Genomic DNA, 21,773 nt, shown 5'->3' with positions numbered 1-21,773 from the left:
GCTTGAAACGCAGTCATTTCCGGCTTCAGAAGTTTCTTCGTCCATCGTAGCAGATTCCGCAGCCCGTGAGAAGTATAGGCGATGCGCGGACAGTTGTGCTATAATGGCGTTGTCTGCCTGCATAACGCGCTGAATCAGGAGCAGTTTCGGTAAACCGACGTGTAAGCGCATTCTTGCGGGTAACGGCGAAGTAATCGTCACATGGGAGGTTGATTTCCAGCATGGAAGACCGTCACCAGGAACGAATCGCGCCGGTCGCAGCAAACCCGAACATGAAGAACTATGAGGAGACGTATGCCTCCTTCTCGTTCGAGGAAGCGGAGAAAGCCTTCTCCTGGCATACGACCGGCCGGGTGAACATGGCGTATGAAGCGATCGACCGGCATGTCGAGTCCGGAAAAGGGGACAAAATCGCGCTCCTTTACAGCGACGCCGTCCGCGACGAATCGTATACGTTCGCAGAACTGGCGAAACGTTCGAACCGTTTCGCGAACGTGCTGCGGAAGCTGGGCGTGGCGAAAGGCGACCGTGTCTTCATCTTCATGCCCCGGACGCCGGAACTGTACATCAGCCTGCTCGGCAGCCTGAAGGTCGGCGCCGTCGTTGGTCCACTGTTCGAGGCGTTCATGGAGACGGCGGTCAAGGACCGGCTGCTTGATGCGGGAGCCGTTGCCATTGTGACGACCCCTGCGCTGCTGCATCGCGTGCCGAAGGACGAGTTGCCCGACCTGAAGCACATCATCGTGGTCGGCGGCGCGCCGGAAGGCGAAGGATTCGTCGATTTCGAAGCCGAGATGGCGCAGGCTTCGGACGAGGCCGACATCGAATGGCTCGGCCGCGAGGACGGCCTGATTCTCCACTACACGTCGGGATCGACCGGCAAGCCGAAGGGCGTTTACCATGTGCAGAACGCCATGATTCAGCACTATGTCACCGGCAAATTCGTACTCGACCTGAAGGAGGACGACACTTACTGGTGTACGGCGGATCCGGGCTGGGTGACAGGCACCAGCTACGGAATATTCGCGCCCTGGCTGCACGGGGTGACGAACGTCGTGCGCGGCGGCCGTTTCAGCCCGCAGGACTGGTACAGCACGATCGAGAAATACGGTGTAACGGTCTGGTACAGCGCACCGACGGCATTCCGCATGCTGATGGGCGCCGGCGATGAGATCGTCAAGCAGTTCAATCTGTCGAGCTTGCGCCATGTCATGAGCGTAGGCGAGCCGCTCAATCCGGAAGTTGTCCGCTGGGGACTCAAAGTCTACGGCCAGCGCATTCATGACACCTGGTGGATGACGGAGACGGGCGCACAGTTGATCTGCAATTATCCATGCATGGACATCAAACCGGGATCGATGGGCCGCCCGCTTCCGGGTATCAAGGCCGCCATCATCGACGATCAGGGCAATGAGCTGCCGTCTTACCGGATGGGCAACCTGGCAATCCGCACACCCTGGCCGTCCATGATGCGCAAGATCTGGAACAATCCCGCAAAGTACGAAGAATATTTCCGCATTCCGGGCTGGTATATTTCCGGCGATTCGGCTTACGTGGACGAGGAAGGCTACTTCTGGTTCCAGGGCCGGATTGACGACGTGATCAACACGTCGGGCGAACGCGTCGGACCGTTCGAAGTCGAGAGCAAGCTCGTCGAGCACCCGGCCGTTGCGGAAGCCGGCGTCATCGGCAAACCCGATCCGGTACGCGGCGAGATCATCAAGGCGTTCATTTCGCTGCGCGAAGGCTATACGCCGTCTGAAGAGCTGAAGCAGGATATCGCGAGGTTCGTGAAGGAAGGGCTGTCCGCCCATGCGGCGCCGCGGGAGATTGAGTTCAAGGACAAACTGCCGAAAACCCGCAGCGGCAAGATTATGCGCCGCGTGCTGAAAGCCTGGGAGTTGAACCTCCCGACCGGCGACTTGTCGACGATTGAGGATTGACAATCGGGAATTGCGGACAGAAGACGGGAGCGCCCTCCGGTCATCGCACTGACCGGAGGGCGCCCGTTGTCATGTCCGCTATTCGGGAAGGGCAACCGGAGCTGAAGCCGGTGATTCGCCGGCGGCATTCACGGCCGTCACCCGGATGTAGCCCGTGGCGATGGGCGAGACATATTCGAACCGGTTCGTGTTCACTTCCCCGATTCGTCGGTACAGGCTGCCATCTTCACTGAAGTAGATCCGGTAGGTCTCCACGCGTTCGGCTTCCGGATTGGCGTTCCATTTCACGGAAAAGCCGATCTCGGTCCGCTCGATCGCGAGGCCGCCAGGCACGGAAGGTTCCGCGCCCTGCGGCTCCTGGTCAGTCTCGCCGTCCGGCAAGGCCGCCTGAGGATCTTGGGAACCGTACGGAGACGGCTGCTGGACGGACGGCCCGCTGCCGTAGGTGACGATGGCGCTCGGCGCCGACTCCCTTCCCGCGACGTCGACCGTCGTGATGTAATAGCGGTAATGATTGGCCGCCGAGACATAGTTGATGAACCGCATGTTTTCGACATGATAGATCGATTCTCCCGTCTTCACGAACGGGCCGCCGTTCATCGAGCGGTACAGCCGGTAGCCGACAACATCCGCTTCGGGCGCGCCTTTGAACGTGATCCGAACGGCGGAGGCATCGGTGAGCTCCTCAACCGCAAGCTGGGTGGGCGGCGAAGGATCGCGTCCGTCGTCGACCCGCGGGTCCACCCTCGACGGCGCGTTGTTCGCCGCATCCTTCGGGATGAAGTACGACAGCGGCCTGCGGCTGGACGCCGGCATCTGCGCCATCGCGGCTTCAATCTCCTCGAACAGCACGTCGAGCGGCTTCTCCCGGACGATGAGAATTTCTTCCCGTACAAAGTCGGACGGCGTCGTCAGCTGGGCGATGTAAGGGATGCCCTTGTAGTTGATCACCTTCATCTTGACGAGCGCATCGTCCTCTTCTTTCGGGAGATAGTCTTTATTGAACCAGTCGGTGACCAGTTTGCCGTACTGTTTGGTCAGTTGAGTCGGCCGCTTGCCGCTGACGCCAGACACCGTCGCCTTCACGATGCCCTCCGGCTGCTTGAACTCCTTCGTAGGGAACAGGTCGGGCCGCGCCTTCGTCACCTCGTTCATGATCTTCGCCCAGATGTGCTGGGCCCGGTAGCGCGCGTCGCCGGTGAGCGTATGGACCGGCTTCTTGTGTCCCGCCCATACCCCGAGCGTAATATCCGGCGTGAACCCCATGAACCAGACGTCTCCGTAGCTTTGCGTCGATCCTGTTTTCCCGGCAATCGGAATTTCCTTGTTCTCGTATTCCCGCCGCACGACGGAACCGGTGCCGTTGGTAATGACCGTGCGCAGCATGTCCGTGACGAGGAACGCCGTCCGGTCGGAGAACACTTGCTGAGGACGCGGTTTGTGCTCGTAGATGATCTTGCCGGAGCTGTCCGTAATCTTGCGGATCATGTACGCGTCGTTGAACACGCCGCCGTTCGGAATGGCGCCGTAGGCGTTCGTAAGCTCCTCGACCGTAACGCCGACGCTGAGCCCGCCGATGACACCCGTCTGGGCGTAGTCGTCTTCCGGCTGCAGCGTGGTGATGCCCAATTTGCGCACGAATTCCCAGGCTTTCGGGATCGTCACCTTATCCAGGAACAGTTTCAGCGCGGGCAGGTTGAGCGAGCGGTTGAGGGCTTCTCTCGCCGTTACGAGCCCGTTGTAGCCGCCGTGAGACGAGTTGCCGGCCGAGTTCTTCGGGAAGTGGAAGCCTTTCTGGCCGTCCTTGAGCACGATCGGCGCATCGTCCAGGATGGACGCCGGCTGCACCAGTCCCATATCGATGGCGGGCAGATAGGCGGCGATCGTCTTCATCGTCGAGCCCGGCTGACGCGTCATCTGCGTCGCGTAGTTCATCTGCTCCACATAGAAGTCGCGTCCTTCGATCATGCCGAGGATGGCGCCCGTCTTGTGGTCGATCATCATCGCCGCAACCTGCTCGATGCCTTTCTCTTTATGGTCGGGGGAGAAGTTGTCCGGATTCGACGCGATTGCACGCATCAAATCGTAGACTTCCTTGTCGATCGTCGTATAGATGTGATAGCCGCCGCGCAGCAATTCCTCGCGTTTTTCCTCGATCTTGTAGGCGAATTCCGGCTTGGCGAGATCGGCTTTCGTCAGGTCCGGATTCTCCGACAGGAGCAGAATCTCGACTGCCTGGCGCTCCGCTTCGAGCATCAGGTACGGATAGGTATTGTAGGCTTTCTTCTCCGGCTTCGCGAGCGACGCGCGGATGTCGAACGCCAGCGCTTCATCGTATTGTTCCCGCGTGATGCGTCCGGTCTCGAGCATCCGCCGGAGCACGAGCTTCTGCCGGTTGATCGCATAGCCGATGCCTTCTTCGTTGTACTCGCCCTTGCTCGTGAAGGCCGTATAGGCGGCCGGACGCTGAGGCAGGCCGGCCAGATAGGCCGCCTGGGCGATATTGAGCTGGTTCAGGTCCTCAATGCCGAAAATCCCTTTGGCCGCCGCTTTGATGCCGTACAGGTTGTAACCGGACGAGCCGTTGCCGAAGTGCACCTTGTTGAGGTACGCGGTCAGAATCTCTTCCTTCGAAAGGAATCTTTCCAGCCGGAGCGCGAGGAAAATTTCCCGCACTTTGCGGCTGTCCGTGACTTCGAGCGACAGGAACACCTGCCGGGCGAGCTGCTGCGTCAGCGTGCTGCCGCCCGTCCGGGTGTCCTCGTTCAGCAATTTCTGCTTGACGGCTCGTCCGAGCGCCCAGATGTCGATGCCCATATGTTTGAAGAAATCGTCGTCTTCAATCGCGAGCACCGCATCGATGACCACCTGAGGAATCTTGTCATACGTGACAAGCTGGCGGTCTTCCTCGGTGCGAAGCTGGCCGACCGGCGTGTCGTCGTTGAAGTAAACGTATCCCGTCACGTCGTAGTCGCCGATCTTGCTTTCGATATACGAACGCGACCGCACCGGCTCGTCTTTCACCAGGGAAGCGACATAGCCGGCGACGGCGCCGCCGGCGAACAGGGCGAAGATGAAGCAGAAGATGAAGAGCCATTTGAAGGTCTGCCATGCGGCATAACCGAAGACCAGCCATCCGTTTCTTCCGGGAGGCTTATTGCTCTTTTCCATATGGTTGTATCTCCCCCTCCGAATCACGACTACCATTATAGCACATTTTTGCCGCGCAAGGTTTGGAATCGCGTCCGGGCGGCGGGCCGCGCGCGGTTGACGAGCCGCTTCCGCGTGTGGTATAACGCTGGTATCGGATTTTTGAAACAGGCAATGACGGGAACGAGTAGCCAGCGGATGGCCGCATCCAGAGAGCCGGTGGGAGCTGCGAACCGGTTGCGGGCCGCGGGCGAATTACATCCCCGAGCCGGTTCGGCGAACATGCTGCGGAACAAGTAGCCGGACCCGGATGCGCCCGTTATCGCGCAGCGAGTGAAAGCGTGAACTCCGGCCGGGTTGCGCGCTTTAACGAGGGTGGTACCGCGGGCAGCAAGTCCTTCTCGTCCCTTGGACGAAGGGGCTTTTTTGCTGTTTTGCGGCATATGCCGCGCGTTGCGGGTCAGAACGTTACAGGTGAACGGAGGAACAGTCATGTCAGATCGAGTGGAGCTTTCGCCCGAGCAGCGGGCGGAAGTGGAACGTCAGCTGGCGGTGATCCGCCGCGGCGTCGTCGAGATTGTGCCGGAAGAAGAATTGGAAGCGAAGGTGGCCGAATCCGTCCGGACGGGAAGGCCGCTCAAAGTGAAACTGGGGCTTGATCCGTCCGCCCCGGACATCCACATCGGCCATACGGTCGTGCTGCACAAACTGCGCCAGTTCCAGCAGCTCGGCCACGAGGTGCAGCTCATCATCGGCGATTTTACCGGAAGGATCGGCGACCCGACCGGCAAATCCGAGACGCGCAAGCAGCTTTCGGAAGAAGACGTGAAGCGAAACGCCGAGACATACCAGAAACAGATCTTCAAGATTCTTGATCCGGCCCGGACGACGATCCATTACAACTCCGCATGGCTTGCGCCGATGTCGTTCGCCGATGTCGTGGGACTGGCCGCCAAGATGACGGTCGCCCGGATGCTGGAGCGTGACGATTTCACGAAGCGGTACCAGTCCGGACAGCCGATCAGCATCCACGAGTTCTTCTATCCGCTCATGCAGGGGTACGATTCCGTGGCGCTGGAAAGCGACATCGAGCTCGGCGGAACGGACCAGAAGTTTAATCTGCTCATGGGCCGGATGCTGCAGAAAGAATACGGCAAGGCGCAGCAGGCGGCGATCATGCTGCCGCTTCTTGAAGGGCTCGACGGCGTGAACAAGATGAGCAAAAGCCTCGGCAACTACATCGGCATCGACGAAGAACCGAACGAGATTTACGGCAAGGCGATGTCCGTGCCGGACGAGCTGATGGTGAAATATTACGAACTCGCGACGGACATTTCGCTGGAGGAGCTTGAGGAGCTGCGGAGGGGGCTCAAGGACGGCTCCGTTCATCCCCGCGATGCGAAAATGCGGCTCGCCCGCACCTTTGTCCGGATGTATCACGGCGAGGAGGCGGCAGAGGCGGCGGAACGCCATTTCGTGACCGTCTTCCAGCAGCGCGCCTTGCCCGATGACATCGAATCGGTCGATCTTCGTCTCAGCGACCTGGAGGACGGGGCGATCCGCATCGTGAAGCTGCTTACGGCGCTGGGGCTGCAGCAGTCCGGCAGCGAAGCGCGGCGCAGCGTGCAGCAGGGCGCCGTGCGGGTGAACGAGCGACGAATCGAGGATCCGAACGAGATGATCCAGCCGCAGGACGGCGACATCGTGCAGGTCGGCAAGCGGAAGTTCGTGAAGATTCGCCTGGTCTGACCGGAACGGATGCAAAACACAAGGGCCGCCTTCCCCTCGCGAAGAGGGAAGGGGCCCTTTGTCGTTGCGCCGAAGATCAGCGGCTGTAGAACTCGACGATTTGACGTTCGTCGATGTCCTGGGTCAGCTCGGAACGTTCCGGCAGCCGGATATAGCGGCCTTCCATCGCCTGTTCGTTGAACTCGAGATAGTTCGGCAGATGGCGGCGGGCTTCAAGCGCTTCTTTGATCACTTTCAGGCTGCGGCTGCGCTCGCGCAGACCGATGACGTCGCCCGGCGATACCTGGTAGGACGGGATGTCGACCTTCTTGCCGTTGACCGTCACGTGCCCGTGGGCGACCAGTTGGCGCGCTCCGGCGCGGCTGTTCGCGAAACCGAGCCGATAGACGAGGTTGTCAAGCCGGCTTTCCAGCAGGAACATGAAGTTCTCGCCCGCGATGCCTTTCATCTTGACGGCCTTGTCGAACAGGTTGCGGAATTGCTTCTCGCTGAGGCCGTACATGTGGCGGAGCTTCTGCTTCTCCCTCAGCTGTGCGCCGTAGCCGCTCACTTTGCGGCGCTGGCCGGGGCCGTGTTGACCCGGCGGGAAAGGACGTTTCAGTTCTTTGCCGGTGCCGCTCAGCGAAATGCCGAGCCGGCGGCTCAATTTGAATTTGGGTCCAGTGTAACGTGCCATGTGTGGAATGTGCTCCTTCTTCAAATGGTTGTTTGAAAAAGGGTTAACGATTCGCCGACGCCGCCTTGCAACCGCGGATCCGGTCCCGGCGGGCAAAAATCAGCCGCGGCCCGCCGGCGGCAGACATCGGGAGGGTGACACTAAACCGTAGCCCTATTCAACACATAGATATTATAGATAAACGCGGCCCGATGTCAAGGCGCGTCTGCATTTTCTGCACTTCGGCGCGTCCGGCCGCAAGGGGCGGCCGGACGATTTGAAACATGACGCCCGAAAAAGATCGGAGCGGGTTTCCAACGTGCCGGTAGGAGAAAAGTCCCCGCCTTTCTCGCCGAATCCGGCTTGCGAAAACGGAAACTAGTGCAAAAAGATCAAAAATACGGTATGATAGAGTTGTTATTTGATTGTTGTCGGGTTCATGTTCCATCTTGCATTGCCGTGTGCGGCAGGAAGGGTTGCCTATGCGCGTTCACGAAGTCGACGGTTCGCCTTCCCCGGCCGGTCGCCCGGACGAAGAGCGGAATAGGCCGATCCGTCCGCTGCTTACGGACAGTTTCGAGGTGTGGCTGAAGGAAATCGGGGAGAGCCGGGCATGGTCCGGATGCGCGTTCAGGCTTTTCGGCATTGACGGGAGCGAACTGGCGCGAGCCGGCGATCTGACCGAAGAAGTCGAGACGGTGCTCAGGGAATGCGTCTCCCGCGCCATGCGTTCCGGGGGCTCCGCGGAAGCGGATTCGATGCCGGACGGCCGTTACGTGGCGGCCTATTCCGTCGAGGAGCCTGAGAGATACGGCATCTGCGCGGTTCTCGGTTTCGTCATGCCGACGGCTGCGGGAGCGAACGCCTGCCGTTTGCTGGCGGAGGCCGGCTCTTTGCATTTCCGCAGCCGGGTGGCCGCCGCGGCGGAGCGCCGTTTGCTGCATCGCATCATGAAGTTCCAGCGGGAAGCCGACAGGGTGTGGAAGCGGAAAGACCTGCTCCATGACGCGGTGCGCCGGCTGCACGACCAGATCGACGTCCCCTCGCTTCTCAGAGAGACCATTTCCATCATCGAAACGTTGTTCACGGGCGCGGAATTGGAACTGCATCTGTCCCAGGATTACGCGGCAGTCGACCGGCGCGTCAAACCGCTCGTCTTCAAGCAGGGCGTCGATGAAATCTGTGCGCGCTCGTTCCTCGAAAGCCGGCCGATTACGGCGTACGGAGAGGACGGATCCGTGGAAGTCGCCGTGCCGTTCTCCGGCAAGCAGGCGGTATACGGCGTTCTGGACCTGAAGCTCAAGGCCGGCGAATGGAACGAAGCGGAGCTGCCTGCGTTCGTCATGCTTGCCGAGGAAGCCGGATCCGCGTTCGAACACGCGAAACTGTATGAACAATCGAACTTGCTCATCGCGGAATTGCAGCTCATCAACGACATGACGAAACGGCTCAACCAGTCGCTCCGTCCGAAAGAGATCTTCGAGTTTATCACGCGCGAGTTTCTGAATGTTTTCAAGGCGGAATTTTGCTGCGTGCTGCAATACGACCGCGAAGAACACCGCTTTATCGTGATGTCGTCGAACATTCCGGCGATGGTCGACGAGAGCTTCCCCGCGGATTACGGATTCTGCGGCATTGTCATGCAGACGAAGGAGCCGCTCATCATTTCCGATTATCGCGACTCGGGCAATGTCGAGTCGAAATTGATGGAAGTGACCGGAGCAAGATCTCTCATCGCTTCGCCGATTTTCGTCGGCGGCGAGGTCGGCGGCGTCATTCTCGTCGCCCACCGGAGCGCGAACTTCTTCTCCTACGACAATTACAAACTGCTGCAAGTGATCGCTTCGCACGTCGGGCTGGCCATCGCAAACGCCACGCTTCATGCCGCCGTCCGGCGGATGGCCATCACGGACAATCTGACGGGGCTGTACGCGCGCCATTACCTCAATGAGCAGATTCAGAAACGACAGCGTCAAGATCCGGGCGGCTCGCTCATCCTGGTCGATATCGATTTCTTCAAACGGGTGAACGATACATACGGGCACCAGATCGGTGACCAGATTCTGGTCCAGGTGAGCAATGTCATCAAGTCCTGCATTCGTGAAACCGATATCGCGGCGCGGTGGGGCGGCGAAAAACTGGCCGTGTATTTGCCGATGGCGCGCGTCGAGCAGGCGCTGCGCGTCGCCGACCGCATCCGGCAGCGCGTCGAGGCGGAGACCGAGCCGGATGTTACGGTGTCGTGCGGCGTATCGGAATGGACGCAGGATGACGAGAAGATCAGTCCCGAGACGTTGTTTTACCGCGCCGACATGGCGCTGTATGCCGCCAAGAACCGCGGCCGGAACACGGTGATTGCCGGGTAGCGCTCCGCCCGGCAGGCCGGCCGACTTTTTTTGTTCCGGGACATGAAATGAAAGCCGTATAAGCCCGCAGCATCCGGGGACAGCCTATAGCGGAGAACCTGGATGAGCGGGAGAGATGCCCATGGGCTGCCGGTTGACGATTCGCCGCCTCGGACTGGGGGCGGCAATCCTTCTTGCCGCCGTGCAAATCGGGTGCGCCGGTCCGGAGACCGGCCGTCGCCCGGACGAAGTGCTGTCCATCGCTTCCGCCGGACTGGAAGGCGTGGACCGCTACACGTTCCGCACCCGGACCTCCGTCCGGTTCGACGGTATCGAACTGGAGGAGGAATCGTACGAAGGCGAGATTACCGGCCATGCGGTGCGTATGATTCGCAGCCTGTCCGACGGCTCCGCAAAGGCGGCAGACCCTGCGGCGACTCCGGCTTCCCGGCTTGCGGAGCTTGCAAAACGGGAGGCGGAGGTCGAATTTGCCGAGAAGGCGCCGGCCGGCTGTGTGGCGCTGCGCATCAAGCTGTCGGGGGAAGCGGCGGCGGAGGATGTGCGGGAGCGGCTGATGCGGCAGTTCGAACTTGCCGCGAAGAAGGCGGAATCCGGCCTTGCTGACGGGAGCCTCCAGACCGCGGATGCCGCGGCTGCGGATGCCTACCGCCGGGCCGTGGCGGATGAGACGGCGCGCTTCAAGGAATCGCTGACCCGGATGTTGAAAGATCTTCAGGCGGAGACCGGCGTGCTGGTCACGATCAACCGCAAGACGATGCTGCCGCTTCAGCTCGAGGAGACGACCGTGCTCCGGTACGAGGCGGGCGGCAGAGTGCGCACGGAGGAGCGGGTGACCCGCATGATGCTGGGCGGCTTCGACGGCAAACCGCCTGCATCATGAGCGGCTTGTCCGCCGCGTAGCTCCCAGCCATAGAAGAGGAGGATGAAAGAGATGAGGGATCCGCGGCTTACGGAACTGGCGGACCGGCTGGCCGGCTATTCGATTGATGTCCGGCCGGGCGAAAATGTGCTGATTGAAGTAATCGGCGGAGACAAGGAACTGGCCAAGGCGCTGGTTGAAGCGGTCGCGAAACGGGCCGGCCGGCCGTATGTCGAGCTTGCCGACCTCTCTGTGCGGCGCACCCTGCTCCGCCACGCGACGCGCGAACAGATCGAGGAGTGGGCGGCGTTCGACCTTGAACGGATGCGCCGGATGCACGGCTATATCGGCGTGCGCGCCGGCGACAACATCAGCGAGCTGGCCGATGTTCCGGAAGCGAACATGCGGCTGTACGAGCAGCTGTATGTGAGACCGGTGCATCTCGAGCGCCGGGTCAAAGCGACGAAATGGGTCGTGCTGCGCTGGCCGAATGCATCGATGGCGCAGCTTGCGGGCATGAGCACGGAAGCGTTCGAAGATTTCTACTTCCGGGTGTGCAACCTCGATTATGCGATGATGGACCGGGCGATGGAACCGCTGAAAGCGCTGATGGAACGCACCGACCGGGTGCGGATCACCGGTCCCGGAACCGACCTGACCTTCTCGATCAAGGGCATCGGCGCGAAGAAATGTTCGGGAAAGCGGAACATTCCCGACGGCGAGGTGTTCACGGCGCCGGTCCGCGATTCGGTGAACGGCACGATCACCTACAATACGCCGAGCAACCGCGGCGGTTTCACCTTCGAGCGAATCCGGTTCACGTTCGTGAACGGGCGCATCGTGGAAGCCGACGCGAACGATCCGGAGCGTCTCAATCAAATATTGGACACCGACGAAGGCGCGCGGTACATCGGCGAGTTCAGCCTCGGATTCAATCCGCACATTCTGCATCCGATGAACGATACGCTGTTTGACGAGAAAATCGCCGGCAGTCTTCATTTTACACCGGGTCAGGCTTATGAAGAGACCGACAACGGCAACCGTTCTTCCGTCCACTGGGATCTGGTGCTCATCCAGCGGCCGGAGTACGGGGGAGGCGAAGTCTGGTTCGACGGCCGGCTGATCCGGAAGGACGGACGGTTTGTCGTCCCGGAACTGGAAGGGCTTAATCCGGAAAATTTGTCGTAAATTACACCAATAAGCAGCTTCCTCTTGTAGGCGGCGTAAAATCACGCTATCATGGAGAAAAGTTCATCCTATTCCTATGGAGGGAATCGACATGTCCAACAATGCAGCGATCGTGGATATTTCCCAGACGGCCAACCGTTTCCGTTCGTCCATCGTGCTGCAAGCCGAGAACAAGTATATCGATGTCAAGAGCATTCTCGGTCTGTTCACGACGCTTGTGAGCGGCCATTCGTATGAACTTCACGTACACGGTCCGGATGCCGAAGAAGCGAAGGCGGCAATGGCCGAAGTATTTGCGAAACACAATCTGAACGTCACGATTGTTTCGGACTGATCTTCCCAGCGTTCGCGTCTCCTCTTTCCCGTTCGCGGTCCGCGGCTGTTCCCGCAGGCAGACGAGCTTGAGGTTTGCCCCGAATTCGTCTAATATACAAGTATAAGACGGCGTGGGCGGCCGCAGGGGGGAGAGTACCGTGTCTTCATCGGATGTCATGGTTCACCTGAATCAGAAGGCGCTTCTTCTGCTTCAGGAAGATGCAGATAAAATCGAGAAATTGATCAAAGTTCAGATGGACAATCTGACGACGCGCAAATGTCCGCTCTATGAAGAAGTGCTGGACACCCAGATGTACGGGTTTTCGCGCGAAGTCGATTTCGCGATCCGCGCCGGGTTGATCAGCGAATCGACCGGCAAACAGATGATCCAAACGCTTGAACGCAATCTGGCGCTGTTGTACGAAGCGCTCGGCGAAGGAAGGCTGTCTCCGTGAGAGGCGGCCTTTCGTCTTTTTCATGCGCTCTTGCTTCGGGCCGGGCAATTCCTTTACAATGGGTACATATAGTACCAGGGGAGATGACGAAGATGACCGAAGACGTTCTTGGCGGCAACATTCGCATATCCGACGACGTCGTCGCTACGATAGCCGGGATGGCGGCGCTGGAGACGCCGGGCATAGCCGGCATGTCGGGCGGCATATCGGAAGGACTGGCAAAACGACTCAGCGGCAAAAATGTACAAAAGGGCGTTTCGGTCGAGGTCGGGCAGCTGGAAGCGGCCATTGATCTTCGCGTCATTGTGCAATTCGGCATTCCGATCCAGTCGGTGTGCCGGCAGCTCCAGGACAATGTCCGCCAGGCAGTGGAGAACATGACCGGTCTTCACGTGGTGGAAGTGAACGTGAAAGTGGAAGGCGTCGCGTTCAAGGACGAGGAGAAGGAAGAAGCGCCGCAGCGTGTCAACTGACCGGAATCGGCTGAGAACATAAGCGGGACGGATCCGTACAGGATGCCGTCCCGCTCGTTTTGATCGGAAATGTCCGCACGTTCGTCATCTCCGGCGGACCGGAGCGGATCCGAATCGCGGAGCGTCGGGCCTGACGCCGCGTGAAAGCTGCTCCTGTTCGAGCCGCGCCACCCGGTTGTATTCCCGCGATATGCTGAGCAGCAAGCCGATCCCGGCGAGCGTTACGATAATGGATGAGCCGCCGTAGCTGATGAGCGGCAGCGTCACGCCGGTGATCGGGATCGCCCCGATGACGCCGCCGATATTGATGATGGCCTGGATGCCGATCATGCTCATGATGCCGATGCCGACGAGCGTGCCGTATGGATCGGGGCATCGCAGCGCGATGATAATTCCGCGCCAGATGAAGAACAGATAAGTCAACAGGAAAATAACCGATCCGATGAATCCGAATTCTTCGGCAATCACCGAGAAGATGAAATCGTTGTATGGAAAAGGCAAGTATTTCAGCTTCTGCACGCTGTGTCCGAACCCGGCACCCGTGAGACCGCCGTGGCCGAGCGCTTCCAGCGACTTGACCAGATGATACCCGCTGCCCAGCTCGTCTTCCAATGGATTAAGGTATGAGGTGAGCCGCTCAGTCCGGTATGACCATGCGCCGGGGTTCATGAGCATCGAGACGCTCACAAAGGCCGTAATGACGACGGCGGCCGACAAACCGAGGACGGCGAGATGCTTCATGTTGGCGCCGCCGGCGAAGAGGATGACCGCGGCGAAGAGCGCGGTGACCATCGCGGACCCGAGGTCCGGCTGCAGCATGATCAGGAAGCAGACGAACCCGATGACAAGCGTCACCGGAAGCAGACCGTGCTTGAAATCACGAAAACGCTCGTCCTTCTTGGAGATGACGGCGCCCAGGTACATGACGAGCGCCAGCTTGGCGAATTCGGTCGGCTGTATGCCGAGCGTGCCGATGCCGAACCAGCTGCGGGCGCCATTGCGTTCCTCGCCGATGAACGGCACGAGCGCAAGCAGAATCATCGCCGGTATGAAGAACAGCACGTAGCCTGTCTTGAATCGGCGGTACGGGATGTTCATCAGCACCAGCAGCAGAAACGAGCCTGCCGCAATCCAGACGAGCTGCCTTTTCGTGAAATAGAGCGGATCCCGGTTGAACGCATCGGAGGCGAGCGTATAGTTCGAACTTGCGCTGAACACCATGACGAGTCCGAATCCGACCAGGAGCAGCGTCAGAATGAGCAGCAGGAAATCCGGTCTGCCGCGGGGGCCGTTGGACTGCTGCGCGTTCATGGAAACGGGCGTCAGCTCAGCAGCGTCTTCAACTCATTCAGTCGCTGCTTTGCCGTATTCAGGATCGGTTCGGGAATCGGCGATTCGTAATCGAGTCCGTGCGGAAACGTTGCTTTGCCGATGTACACGGATTCGATGGACAGGATGGCGTCGGGAGACTCCAGCTTGCCTTCGACAGCCCGCGTGCTGATGCGCAGGAAGTATTCGTCGCCGTTTGAGCGGTCTTCCAGCTTCAGGTCGTAGGTCGCGCGGTTGTATTCCCATTGCCAACGGACGAAACCGAGTTTTTCCGCGGATTCATCCATATGAGCCAGATCGCTGGTCATGCCGTTCAGGCCGGATTGTTCGATAATCATGAAGTGCTGTTCCTCCTTCGGAATATGCCCTGCAGCCTGCGGGCCCGTCATTTCTCTTTCTCATATTAGTATGTTTCACAAATGCGCGCAAGCCTGCGCCGCTTGCGGTTTGCGATGCGCAGAGCCCGTGATTTCACACCGGTCGCCGCTTCTGATACACTAAAATTATGAAGATCGGCATTGACAGACAAAGCGAGGAGGCGGAAGGATGCGGGATTTTCTGGAATCCGCCGGAACGTTTGCGCGATACATGCCGGACATGACGGCCTGGAGGCGGCATCTGCACCGGCATCCGGAGCTGTCGTTCCGCGAGGAGCGAACCGCCGCGTGGATTGCGGATAAGCTGTGCGAAATCGGCTGTGACGAAGTGCGCACGGGCGTCGGCGGCACCGGCGTGGTCGCCGTCATCCGCGGCGCGAAACCCGGACCGGTCGTCGCGCTGCGCGCCGATATCGACGCATTGCCGATCCAGGATGAGAAAGACGTGCCGTACCGTTCGACCGTGCCCGGCGTCATGCACGCCTGCGGCCACGATGCGCATACGGCCGCGCTGCTCGGCGTCGCCGCCCATTACGCCGCTTCGCGGGACGGTCTGACGGGGGAACGCCGGCTGCTGTTCCAGCCCGCCGAAGAGGTGACGCCCGGCGGAGCGCTCGGGATGATCCGGGACGGGGCACTGGACGGTGTCTCCGCGATCTACGGTGTCCACCTGTGGACGCCTCTGCCGTTCGGCACGATTGCCAGCGCGCCGGGGCCGGTGATGGCGGCCGAGGATGAGTTTTTCCTGGAGGTCAGGGGCAAAGGCGGCCACGGCGGCATGCCGCATGAGACGGTCGACGCGATTGCCGTCGGCGCCGCGTTCGTCCAGGCCGCGCAGACGATCGTCAGCCGGTCGGTGGATCCGCTTGAGCCGGCCGTCGTCACGATCGGCTCCTTCCAGGCCGGCACCGCGTCCAACATCGTCGCGGAAGTCTGCCGGCTGTCCGGCACCGTCCGCACGTTCGACGCATCGGTTCGCGGCCTGGTGCAGGAGCGGCTCCGCGCGATTGCGGACGCGGTGTGCCGTCAGTTCGGAGCGGAATATTCGCTTGACTGGCGGGACGGCTACCCGGCGGTCGTCAATGACGAGCGGGAAGCGGAGCGGTTCTTCGCGGTGGCCCGCCGCCTGTTCGGCGGCGATGCGGTTCAGCGGATCCGTCCGCTCATGGCGGGCGAAGACTTCGCCTATTACCTGAAGCGCGTTCCCGGCTGCTTCATGTTCGTCGGGGCGGGCAACGAGGATTGCGGCGCCGTTTACCCGCACCATCATCCGCGCTTCGATATCGACGAACGGGCCATGCTGTCGGCGGCGCGGCTGCTGACCGCAATGGCCGACGATTATGCCGGGGAGGCAGCGTCCGTCGCATAAGCCGTGGCACGTCTGGCATTCATCGCATCGAATGCCCCGGAGCCGTTCAGGCAAGCCTAACGGAAGGCCGGTGCAAGGCTGTGAGGCGGAGACGACCGGCCGGCAATCCATGCGAGGAGGATGCCCCATGGCGAAGACGGTCAAGGAGATCATGTCGACCAACACCGTGACGGCGACGACGCAGGACAATATCTACGAGTGCGCCGTGCTGATGAAACAGCACGACATCGGGTTCGTTCCGATCGTCGAAGGCCGCAAGCTGGTCGGCGTCGTGACGGACCGCGACCTGGTCATCCGCGGTTACGCGGAGAAACATTCGGGCTCGACGTCCGTAACCGAAGTCATGACGAAGGATATCCGAACGGTGCCTTCTTCCATGACCGTCGATGAATGCGCGCGTCTGATGGCCGACAATCAGATCCGGCGTCTGCCGGTCGTGGAGGACGGCGAACTGGTCGGCGTCGTAGCGATCGGCGACCTGGCGATCCGCGAAATTTTCGTGAACGAAGCGGGCGACGCGCTCAGCGCCATCTCCGAGCACGAACACCGCGAGCCGTCCGCGGTCCACTGACGGACGAGGCCCTTCGGCGGTCCGCCGAAGGGGACCTCCCGGCCGCGGGCAGAAATGATAAGACGCAATTATACAGGCGATATCCAGACAAGCGGAGGCACTACATAGATGAGCATCAGCAGAATATCGCCGCCCGCCGCGCGGCTGGCCGGCCTGATCGCGCTGCTCCTGTCTGTCCTGGCGGTTGCGGGATGCGCCGCCGAGACCGCCGCGACGAGGCCGTGGGAGACGGTCTGGTCCGACTATCCGGAGCTGCGCGGCAAGACAGCCGAAGAAGCGGTCGTGGAACGGGTCGTCGACGGCGACACCTTCGTGATCCGTGAAGGCAGCCGGGTGCGGCTGATCGGCGTGAACACGCCGGAGATCACGGGCAGCGCGGAGTTTTACGGGGAAGAAGCAGCGGCTTACACCAAACGCATGCTCACGGGCAAGACGGTATGGATGTTCAAGGATGTATCGGAGACCGACCGGTACGGCCGTCTGCTGCGGTTTGTTTTTATCCCGGGCGATGCGCTCATGTTCAATGAACGTCTCGTCCGCGAAGGGTACGCGAATGCGGCGACCTACCCGCCCGATGTCAGCCTGGCGGACCGGTTCCGCGAAGCGGAAAGGGAAGCCCGTTCGGAGGGTGCGGGCCTGTGGGGAGGTGACGGCGGCGGGAAAGCAGCCGGCGCGAACGCAGCCGCAGCGGATGAGAAAGCGGGATACGACGATCAGGCGGCGGCAGCGGCGGAAGGCGGCGAATCGTCCGGCGATGAAGCCGCATCCGGCGCACGGGATAGCGAAAGCGCGGCATCTTGCCCGTCCCCCGACATCAAGGGCAACATCAACTCCCGGGGCGAACGCATCTACCATGTGCCCGGCAGCCGCTATTACGACCGGACGATCGCGGAAGTCTGGTTTTGCACCGAGGAAGAAGCGGAAGCGGCGGGATTCCGCGCGCCCAAGAACGGCGGTTGAACCGCCGGTTTTAAAGCCGAACTTTGCAGCCCGTACGGGTGATCCGCGGGCGGCAGTATCTTTCGCGGGCCGTGAGCCAGCTATTTTTGTGCGTTCCGGACGGCATAAAAAACATCTCCCGCTCTCATACTGTTACCAAAACATGAGGGGTGGATGCCATGCATGCGGCCGGCGGTCCGTTGATTGTGAGAAGCGACGCTTCCGTGCTGCTGGATGTCCGGCATCCGGATGCGGAGCAGGCGCGCGAATCGATCGCCCGCTTTGCCGAACTGGTGAAGCGGCCGGGAGATCTGCACACCTACCGCATTACGCCGCTGTCCGTCTGGAATGCGGCGGCATCCGGTCTGACGGCGGATGAGATGACCGACGACCTGATCGCTTTCAGCCGGTACGATGTTCCCGCGGGATTGATCGACCGGATCGGGACTTGGGCCGGACGTTACGGCAAAATCCGACTGGAGGCGGACGGAGAACAACTTGCCCTTGCAGCTGACCGCGATCTCGCCGCCGAGCTGGAAGGGCTTGGCCTGTTACCGGAGGACGGGGTTCCGGCTCCGGACGGAAGGATCAGGTGGCGTGTGCCGCCCGAGCGGCGCGGCGAAGTGAAGCGCGAACTGACGAGAAGCGGCTTTCCGGTGCTCGATCTCGCCGGTTACCGCCGGGGCGGGCAGCTTGATGTCGAGCTGAAGGCCGCCACATCGTCCGGGGCGCCCTTCCAACTGCGCGACTATCAGGAGCGCGCGGTCGACCTGTTCTGCCGGGAAGAAGCCGGAGCGGGCGGCAGCGGCGTCATCGTGCTGCCCTGCGGCGCGGGGAAGACCATCGTCGGCATCGCGGCGCTGGCGAGGCTCCGCTGCGAAGCGCTCATTCTGACGCCCAGCGTGACGTCGGTTCAACAATGGCGGTCCGAGCTGCTTGACAAAACGACGCTGACGGAGCGCGACATCGGCGTATATGCGGGCAGCGAGCGCCAGGTGCGGCCGGTGACGATCGCAACCTACTCGATTCTCACCTGCCGGAATTCGAAGACGGAAGATTACCGCCATATGATACTGTTCAGCGAGCGGGACTGGGGACTCATCATCTACGACGAAGTGCATCTGCTCCCGGTGCCGGTATTCCGCATGACGGCGGATCTGCAGGCGAAGCGGCGGCTCGGCCTGACGGCCACCCTTGTCCGCGAAGACGGGAGGGAAGAAGACGTGTTCTCGCTGATCGGACCGAAACGGTTCGATTTGTTCTGGAAGACACTTGAAGCGAAAGGCTGGATCGCCCGGGTGACCTGCACGGAGATCCGCGTGCCGCTCGATCCGTCCGCCGCCGCGGAATATGCGGCCGCAGGCCAGCGGGCGCGCATCCGGATCGCGGCCGAGAACCCGGCCAAGCTGCGCGTCGTCCGCGAGCTGCTCGCCCTGCACCGCGGCCGGCAGGTGCTGATCATCGGCCAATATTTGCGCCAGCTCAAACAGATGGCCGCCGCATGGGACGTGCCTCTGATCACCGGCGAGACCGGCCTTGACGAACGTGATCGGCTGTACGCTCGCTTCCGTAGCGGGGAAGAGCCGGTTCTGATCGTCTCAAAGGTGGCCAATCTCGCCGTCGATCTGCCGGATGCCGCCGTTGCCGTGCAAGTTTCGGGCAGCTACGGATCGCGCCAGGAAGAAGCGCAGCGGATCGGCCGGATCATGCGGCCGAAACCGGGTTCGAACGAATGCTGGTTCTACACCGTCGTCACGGAAGGGACGAAGGAGACGGAATACGCGCGCAGGCGGCAGCTTTTCCTGGCCGAGCAGGGTTACGCCTATCGGATTATGCGCATGCCGGAAACGGACGGCGCGGCAAGAACGGAGGCGGCGGGATGCTGATTCGCGAATGGCTGCGGCGGCTGCCGCCCGATGCCGCCGGCCGCTTTGCCGCCGCTTCGCCCTGGCCCGCCGCCGGGGCGGATCGGGACGGGTGGGCGGCGCAAGCGGCCGACCCGGGAACGGTGTCGCGGGCGGCCGCCGCGCTGTCCATGGAAACGGCCGCCGCGCTCCGATTGATCATGACCCGGTACGGTTCCCTGCCGTTCGAACCGGAACAGTTCGAAGCGGCGGCTTCCGCCGCAGGCTTGCCCGCTGGCATTGCGGCAAGGGAGCTGGAGCGCCTGCGCGCTGCCGGCATCGTCTTCACCGTCCGCAAGATATGGGGCGACCGGCTTCATTTCATCGCGTCCGATGCGCTGGCTGTGTGGATGGCCGCGCTGCTGCCGGCGGAGTTCCGGCCGCTGCCGGGCGGCCGGAGGTCCGCGCGCCCGCTGCAGGACTATACGGAACCGTTCGGCATGCAGCTCATGCAGCTGCTCGCCGAGCTGGGCAAGCGCGGCCTTGTGCCGCCCAAGCCCGGCGGCATCCCGGGCCGGACGGCCGCCGCAGCCGCCGCCCGGCTGTCGTTCGGGCCGGAAGCGCTGCGCCCGTTCGAAGCCCGGTTCGCCTCAGGCGGCAAAGAGGAGCCGCCGCTTCAGCTCGGCCTGGCCGCGGCGCTTCATCTCGGCCTGCTCGATGAATCCGATGGCCGGCTGGCCTGGCGCCGTGAGGCGCTGACCGCATGGCTGGCGATGGATGCCGGCCGCCGCGAGCGGGAATTGCTCGCATTCGTGACGGATCGCCTCGCGGCCTGCGATGAGCGGTTCATGCACGCCGCGGCGCTGCTGCGGAGTCTCGAAGGCGGCGCCTGGTATCCGGCCGGCGAAATCGACGCGTGGCTCAAGCGGCATGTTCCGGCCGGCGCGGCGCATTGGCGCGTCTGGGTCGAGGTGCTCGCCGCCTTCGGCTGGATGCAGACCGGCATAGCGGCGGACGGAGATACGGTCATCCGGTGGGTGATCGATCCGCAGGAAAGCCCGGAGACTGCCGGCGGCATGACCGCGGCAAGCGCGCCGATCCGGTTCATGCCCGGAGCGGAGCTGGCCGTGCCGCCCGATCTCGACTGGCGGCTGCGGTGGGAACTGGAACTGCTCGCGGACAGGGTGCAGCCCGGACCGATGACGGGCATGCGGCTTTCGGCCGCTTCGTATGTGCGATGGGTCGAGAACGGCCGGACGGCCGAAGAGGCGCTGCAGTTGTTGGAAGAAGCCGCCGGCAGCCCCCCGCCGGACGAACTGGAGCGGTCGATCCGGGACTGGGAAGCGTCGGCCGGCAGAATCGGTTTTCAGGAAGCGCTGCTGCTCGTTTGCGACGACAAGCGGATTGCGGACCGCATTGCCGCCGAACCGTCGGTCGCGGAACGGCTCGGCGAGCGGATCGGCGACCGGCATTTCCTGGTCGACCGGCGGCACATCGCGGAGCTGCGCAGACGGCTGGCGAAGGTCGGCGTTCCGGCACGCTCCGGGCTCCCGGAAGCGGATGAGCAGGTGCGCCGGACTTACCCTTCCGTCCGGGATGCGAGCGAAGCGGACCGCGCTCCGGACAGCCTGAAACCGGAGCAGCCCGGAGGTTCCGGCATGGAGAAAGCCGTCCGGCTGCTGACCGGCGTGCAGCTCACACGGTATGCGCCGGATCTGGACATCCGGCTGTCCGCGGCGGGCGCCGCATCCGGAGCCGGACGGACGCAGTCGGCGTCCGGTTCCGCACGGATGCATGCCGCTGCAGGTGCCGACAGTGGACGGATGAACGCGATCCGCGCGACCGGCCTGCCCGCACATTGGTTCAGCGCGGTGCGCCGCGTCCACCCGTCCACCCGGCGCGAAATGGTCAAGCGGGCGATCGAAATCGGCGCGGCCGTCCGCATCGTCCGGGAAGGAGCGGAGATGGACATCCTGCCGGAGCGGCTGGAGGAGACGGACGGCGGCTGGCGGATGCTCGGCCGTGCCTTGGACTGCCCGCCCGATCAATCGGTCCGTGTCGCGCTGGACGGGGATTCCTGGTCCGACATGCAGCTTCTGCTTCCCGAATGGATCGGCGGCAGGAAATAACCATTCTATTTTGCCCCCCAAGAGTGGTATGATAGTGAACAAGACGGGATAACTGGGGGTGT

At 62.0% G+C, this 21,773-nt stretch carries 17 protein-coding genes and 1 other annotated feature; of the genes, 13 read left to right on the top strand and 4 right to left on the bottom strand.

Annotation, left to right across the window (positions count from 1 at the left end):
- Positions 1 to 221: 221 nt before the first annotated feature.
- Positions 222 to 1,943, top strand: coding sequence for an acetate--CoA ligase (gene acsA / locus THECO_RS10805; RefSeq protein WP_015255081.1), 1,722 nt, complete (start codon positions 222 to 224; stop codon positions 1,941 to 1,943).
- Positions 1,944 to 2,021: 78 nt separating this feature from the next.
- On the opposite strand, the gene THECO_RS10800 is transcribed toward acsA, so the two are convergent.
- On the bottom strand, positions 2,022 to 5,114 hold the full coding sequence (locus tag THECO_RS10800) for a transglycosylase domain-containing protein (protein ID WP_015255080.1): 3,093 nt from the start codon (positions 5,112 to 5,114) through the stop codon (positions 2,022 to 2,024).
- A 144-nt stretch (positions 5,115 to 5,258) separates the two neighbouring features.
- Positions 5,259 to 5,505, top strand: a binding site (T-box leader).
- An 80-nt stretch (positions 5,506 to 5,585) separates the two neighbouring features.
- Here THECO_RS10800 and tyrS point away from each other — a divergent pair.
- Positions 5,586 to 6,842: a tyrosine--tRNA ligase gene (tyrS, locus tag THECO_RS10795; RefSeq protein WP_015255079.1), complete on the top strand. Its 1,257-nt coding sequence runs from the start codon at positions 5,586 to 5,588 to the stop codon at positions 6,840 to 6,842.
- 76 nt (positions 6,843 to 6,918) lie between these two features.
- Here tyrS and rpsD read toward each other — a convergent pair whose 3' ends face one another.
- Entirely contained in the window at positions 6,919 to 7,518 is a 600-nt protein-coding gene (rpsD, locus tag THECO_RS10790) for a 30S ribosomal protein S4 (RefSeq protein ID WP_015255078.1), read from the bottom strand.
- Positions 7,519 to 7,979: 461 nt separating this feature from the next.
- Here rpsD and THECO_RS10785 point away from each other — a divergent pair, with 461 nt between their 5' ends.
- The 6 genes from THECO_RS10785 to THECO_RS10760 all read left to right on the top strand — a co-directional run bounded on the left by THECO_RS10785 (position 7,980) and on the right by THECO_RS10760 (position 13,153).
- The gene (locus tag THECO_RS10785) at positions 7,980 to 9,863 is read left to right on the top strand and encodes a sensor domain-containing diguanylate cyclase (protein WP_015255077.1); all 1,884 of its coding nucleotides are present in this window, start codon (positions 7,980 to 7,982) and stop codon (positions 9,861 to 9,863) included.
- Between the two features lie 121 nt (positions 9,864 to 9,984).
- Positions 9,985 to 10,743 carry a hypothetical protein gene (locus tag THECO_RS10780; protein ID WP_015255076.1) on the top strand — a complete coding sequence of 253 codons (759 nt, stop codon included), beginning with the start codon at positions 9,985 to 9,987 and terminating at the stop codon, positions 10,741 to 10,743.
- A gap of 51 nt (positions 10,744 to 10,794) precedes the next feature.
- Entirely contained in the window at positions 10,795 to 11,910 is a 1,116-nt protein-coding gene (locus THECO_RS10775) for an aminopeptidase (RefSeq protein WP_015255075.1), read from the top strand.
- A gap of 91 nt (positions 11,911 to 12,001) precedes the next feature.
- Positions 12,002 to 12,244, top strand: coding sequence for an HPr family phosphocarrier protein (locus THECO_RS10770; RefSeq protein ID WP_015255074.1), 243 nt, complete (start codon positions 12,002 to 12,004; stop codon positions 12,242 to 12,244).
- A 139-nt stretch (positions 12,245 to 12,383) separates the two neighbouring features.
- Positions 12,384 to 12,680, top strand: a complete 297-nt coding sequence (locus tag THECO_RS10765) for a YlaN family protein (protein ID WP_015255073.1) — start codon at positions 12,384 to 12,386, stop codon at positions 12,678 to 12,680.
- A 92-nt stretch (positions 12,681 to 12,772) separates the two neighbouring features.
- Positions 12,773 to 13,153: an Asp23/Gls24 family envelope stress response protein gene (locus THECO_RS10760; RefSeq protein WP_015255072.1), complete on the top strand. Its 381-nt coding sequence runs from the start codon at positions 12,773 to 12,775 to the stop codon at positions 13,151 to 13,153.
- Between the two features lie 84 nt (positions 13,154 to 13,237).
- Here the strand turns inward: THECO_RS10760 and ftsW are convergent, their stop codons facing one another.
- Together ftsW and THECO_RS10750 are read right to left on the bottom strand one after the other, a co-directional pair.
- On the bottom strand, positions 13,238 to 14,464 hold the full coding sequence (gene ftsW, locus THECO_RS10755) for a putative lipid II flippase FtsW (RefSeq protein ID WP_015255071.1): 1,227 nt from the start codon (positions 14,462 to 14,464) through the stop codon (positions 13,238 to 13,240).
- A gap of 11 nt (positions 14,465 to 14,475) precedes the next feature.
- Positions 14,476 to 14,820 carry a YugN family protein gene (locus THECO_RS10750; protein WP_015255070.1) on the bottom strand — a complete coding sequence of 115 codons (345 nt, stop codon included), beginning with the start codon at positions 14,818 to 14,820 and terminating at the stop codon, positions 14,476 to 14,478.
- Positions 14,821 to 15,028: 208 nt separating this feature from the next.
- Between THECO_RS10750 and THECO_RS10745 the strand changes: the two genes are divergently transcribed.
- From THECO_RS10745 to THECO_RS10725, 5 genes are all read left to right on the top strand, one after another.
- On the top strand, positions 15,029 to 16,228 hold the full coding sequence (locus THECO_RS10745; RefSeq protein WP_015255069.1) for an amidohydrolase: 1,200 nt from the start codon (positions 15,029 to 15,031) through the stop codon (positions 16,226 to 16,228).
- Between the two features lie 127 nt (positions 16,229 to 16,355).
- On the top strand, positions 16,356 to 16,799 hold the full coding sequence (locus tag THECO_RS10740; RefSeq protein ID WP_015255068.1) for a CBS domain-containing protein: 444 nt from the start codon (positions 16,356 to 16,358) through the stop codon (positions 16,797 to 16,799).
- Between the two features lie 108 nt (positions 16,800 to 16,907).
- Positions 16,908 to 17,759: a thermonuclease family protein gene (locus THECO_RS10735; RefSeq protein ID WP_015255067.1), complete on the top strand. Its 852-nt coding sequence runs from the start codon at positions 16,908 to 16,910 to the stop codon at positions 17,757 to 17,759.
- 158 nt (positions 17,760 to 17,917) lie between these two features.
- Complete coding sequence (locus tag THECO_RS10730) at positions 17,918 to 19,624, top strand: DNA repair helicase XPB (RefSeq protein ID WP_015255066.1); 1,707 nt, start codon at positions 17,918 to 17,920, stop codon at positions 19,622 to 19,624.
- On the top strand, positions 19,618 to 21,711 hold the full coding sequence (locus THECO_RS10725; RefSeq protein WP_015255065.1) for a helicase-associated domain-containing protein: 2,094 nt from the start codon (positions 19,618 to 19,620) through the stop codon (positions 21,709 to 21,711). Before THECO_RS10730 ends, THECO_RS10725 begins: the two co-directional genes overlap by 7 nt.
- Positions 21,712 to 21,773: the final 62 nt, after the last annotated feature.

The sequence above is a fragment of the Thermobacillus composti KWC4 genome (assembly GCF_000227705.2).
Classification (GTDB): Bacteria; Bacillota; Bacilli; order Paenibacillales; family Paenibacillaceae; genus Thermobacillus; species Thermobacillus xylanilyticus.
Note: the sequence above shows the minus strand (reverse complement) of the source record. Positions and strands in the feature narration are given on the sequence as shown.

Bases quoted from the DNA above. Each gene is read 5' to 3' on its own strand.
- THECO_RS10770 (WP_015255074.1), top strand. From the start codon at position 12,002: ATGTCCAACAATGCAGCGATCGTGGATATTTCCCAGACGGCCAACCGT.
- THECO_RS10740 (WP_015255068.1), top strand. From the start codon at position 16,356: ATGGCGAAGACGGTCAAGGAGATCATGTCGACCAACACCGTGACGGCG.
- THECO_RS10800 (WP_015255080.1), bottom strand. From the start codon at position 5,114: ATGGAAAAGAGCAATAAGCCTCCCGGAAGAAACGGATGGCTGGTCTTC.
- THECO_RS10725 (WP_015255065.1), top strand. From the start codon at position 19,618: ATGCTGATTCGCGAATGGCTGCGGCGGCTGCCGCCCGATGCCGCCGGC.
- THECO_RS10780 (WP_015255076.1), top strand. From the start codon at position 9,985: ATGGGCTGCCGGTTGACGATTCGCCGCCTCGGACTGGGGGCGGCAATC.
- rpsD (WP_015255078.1), bottom strand. From the start codon at position 7,518: ATGGCACGTTACACTGGACCCAAATTCAAATTGAGCCGCCGGCTCGGC.
- THECO_RS10750 (WP_015255070.1), bottom strand. From the start codon at position 14,820: ATGATTATCGAACAATCCGGCCTGAACGGCATGACCAGCGATCTGGCT.
- THECO_RS10735 (WP_015255067.1), top strand. From the start codon at position 16,908: ATGAGCATCAGCAGAATATCGCCGCCCGCCGCGCGGCTGGCCGGCCTG.
- THECO_RS10775 (WP_015255075.1), top strand. From the start codon at position 10,795: ATGAGGGATCCGCGGCTTACGGAACTGGCGGACCGGCTGGCCGGCTAT.
- acsA (WP_015255081.1), top strand. From the start codon at position 222: ATGGAAGACCGTCACCAGGAACGAATCGCGCCGGTCGCAGCAAACCCG.
- THECO_RS10745 (WP_015255069.1), top strand. From the start codon at position 15,029: ATGCGGGATTTTCTGGAATCCGCCGGAACGTTTGCGCGATACATGCCG.
- tyrS (WP_015255079.1), top strand. From the start codon at position 5,586: ATGTCAGATCGAGTGGAGCTTTCGCCCGAGCAGCGGGCGGAAGTGGAA.
- THECO_RS10760 (WP_015255072.1), top strand. From the start codon at position 12,773: ATGACCGAAGACGTTCTTGGCGGCAACATTCGCATATCCGACGACGTC.
- THECO_RS10730 (WP_015255066.1), top strand. From the start codon at position 17,918: ATGCATGCGGCCGGCGGTCCGTTGATTGTGAGAAGCGACGCTTCCGTG.
- ftsW (WP_015255071.1), bottom strand. From the start codon at position 14,464: ATGAACGCGCAGCAGTCCAACGGCCCCCGCGGCAGACCGGATTTCCTG.
- THECO_RS10785 (WP_015255077.1), top strand. From the start codon at position 7,980: ATGCGCGTTCACGAAGTCGACGGTTCGCCTTCCCCGGCCGGTCGCCCG.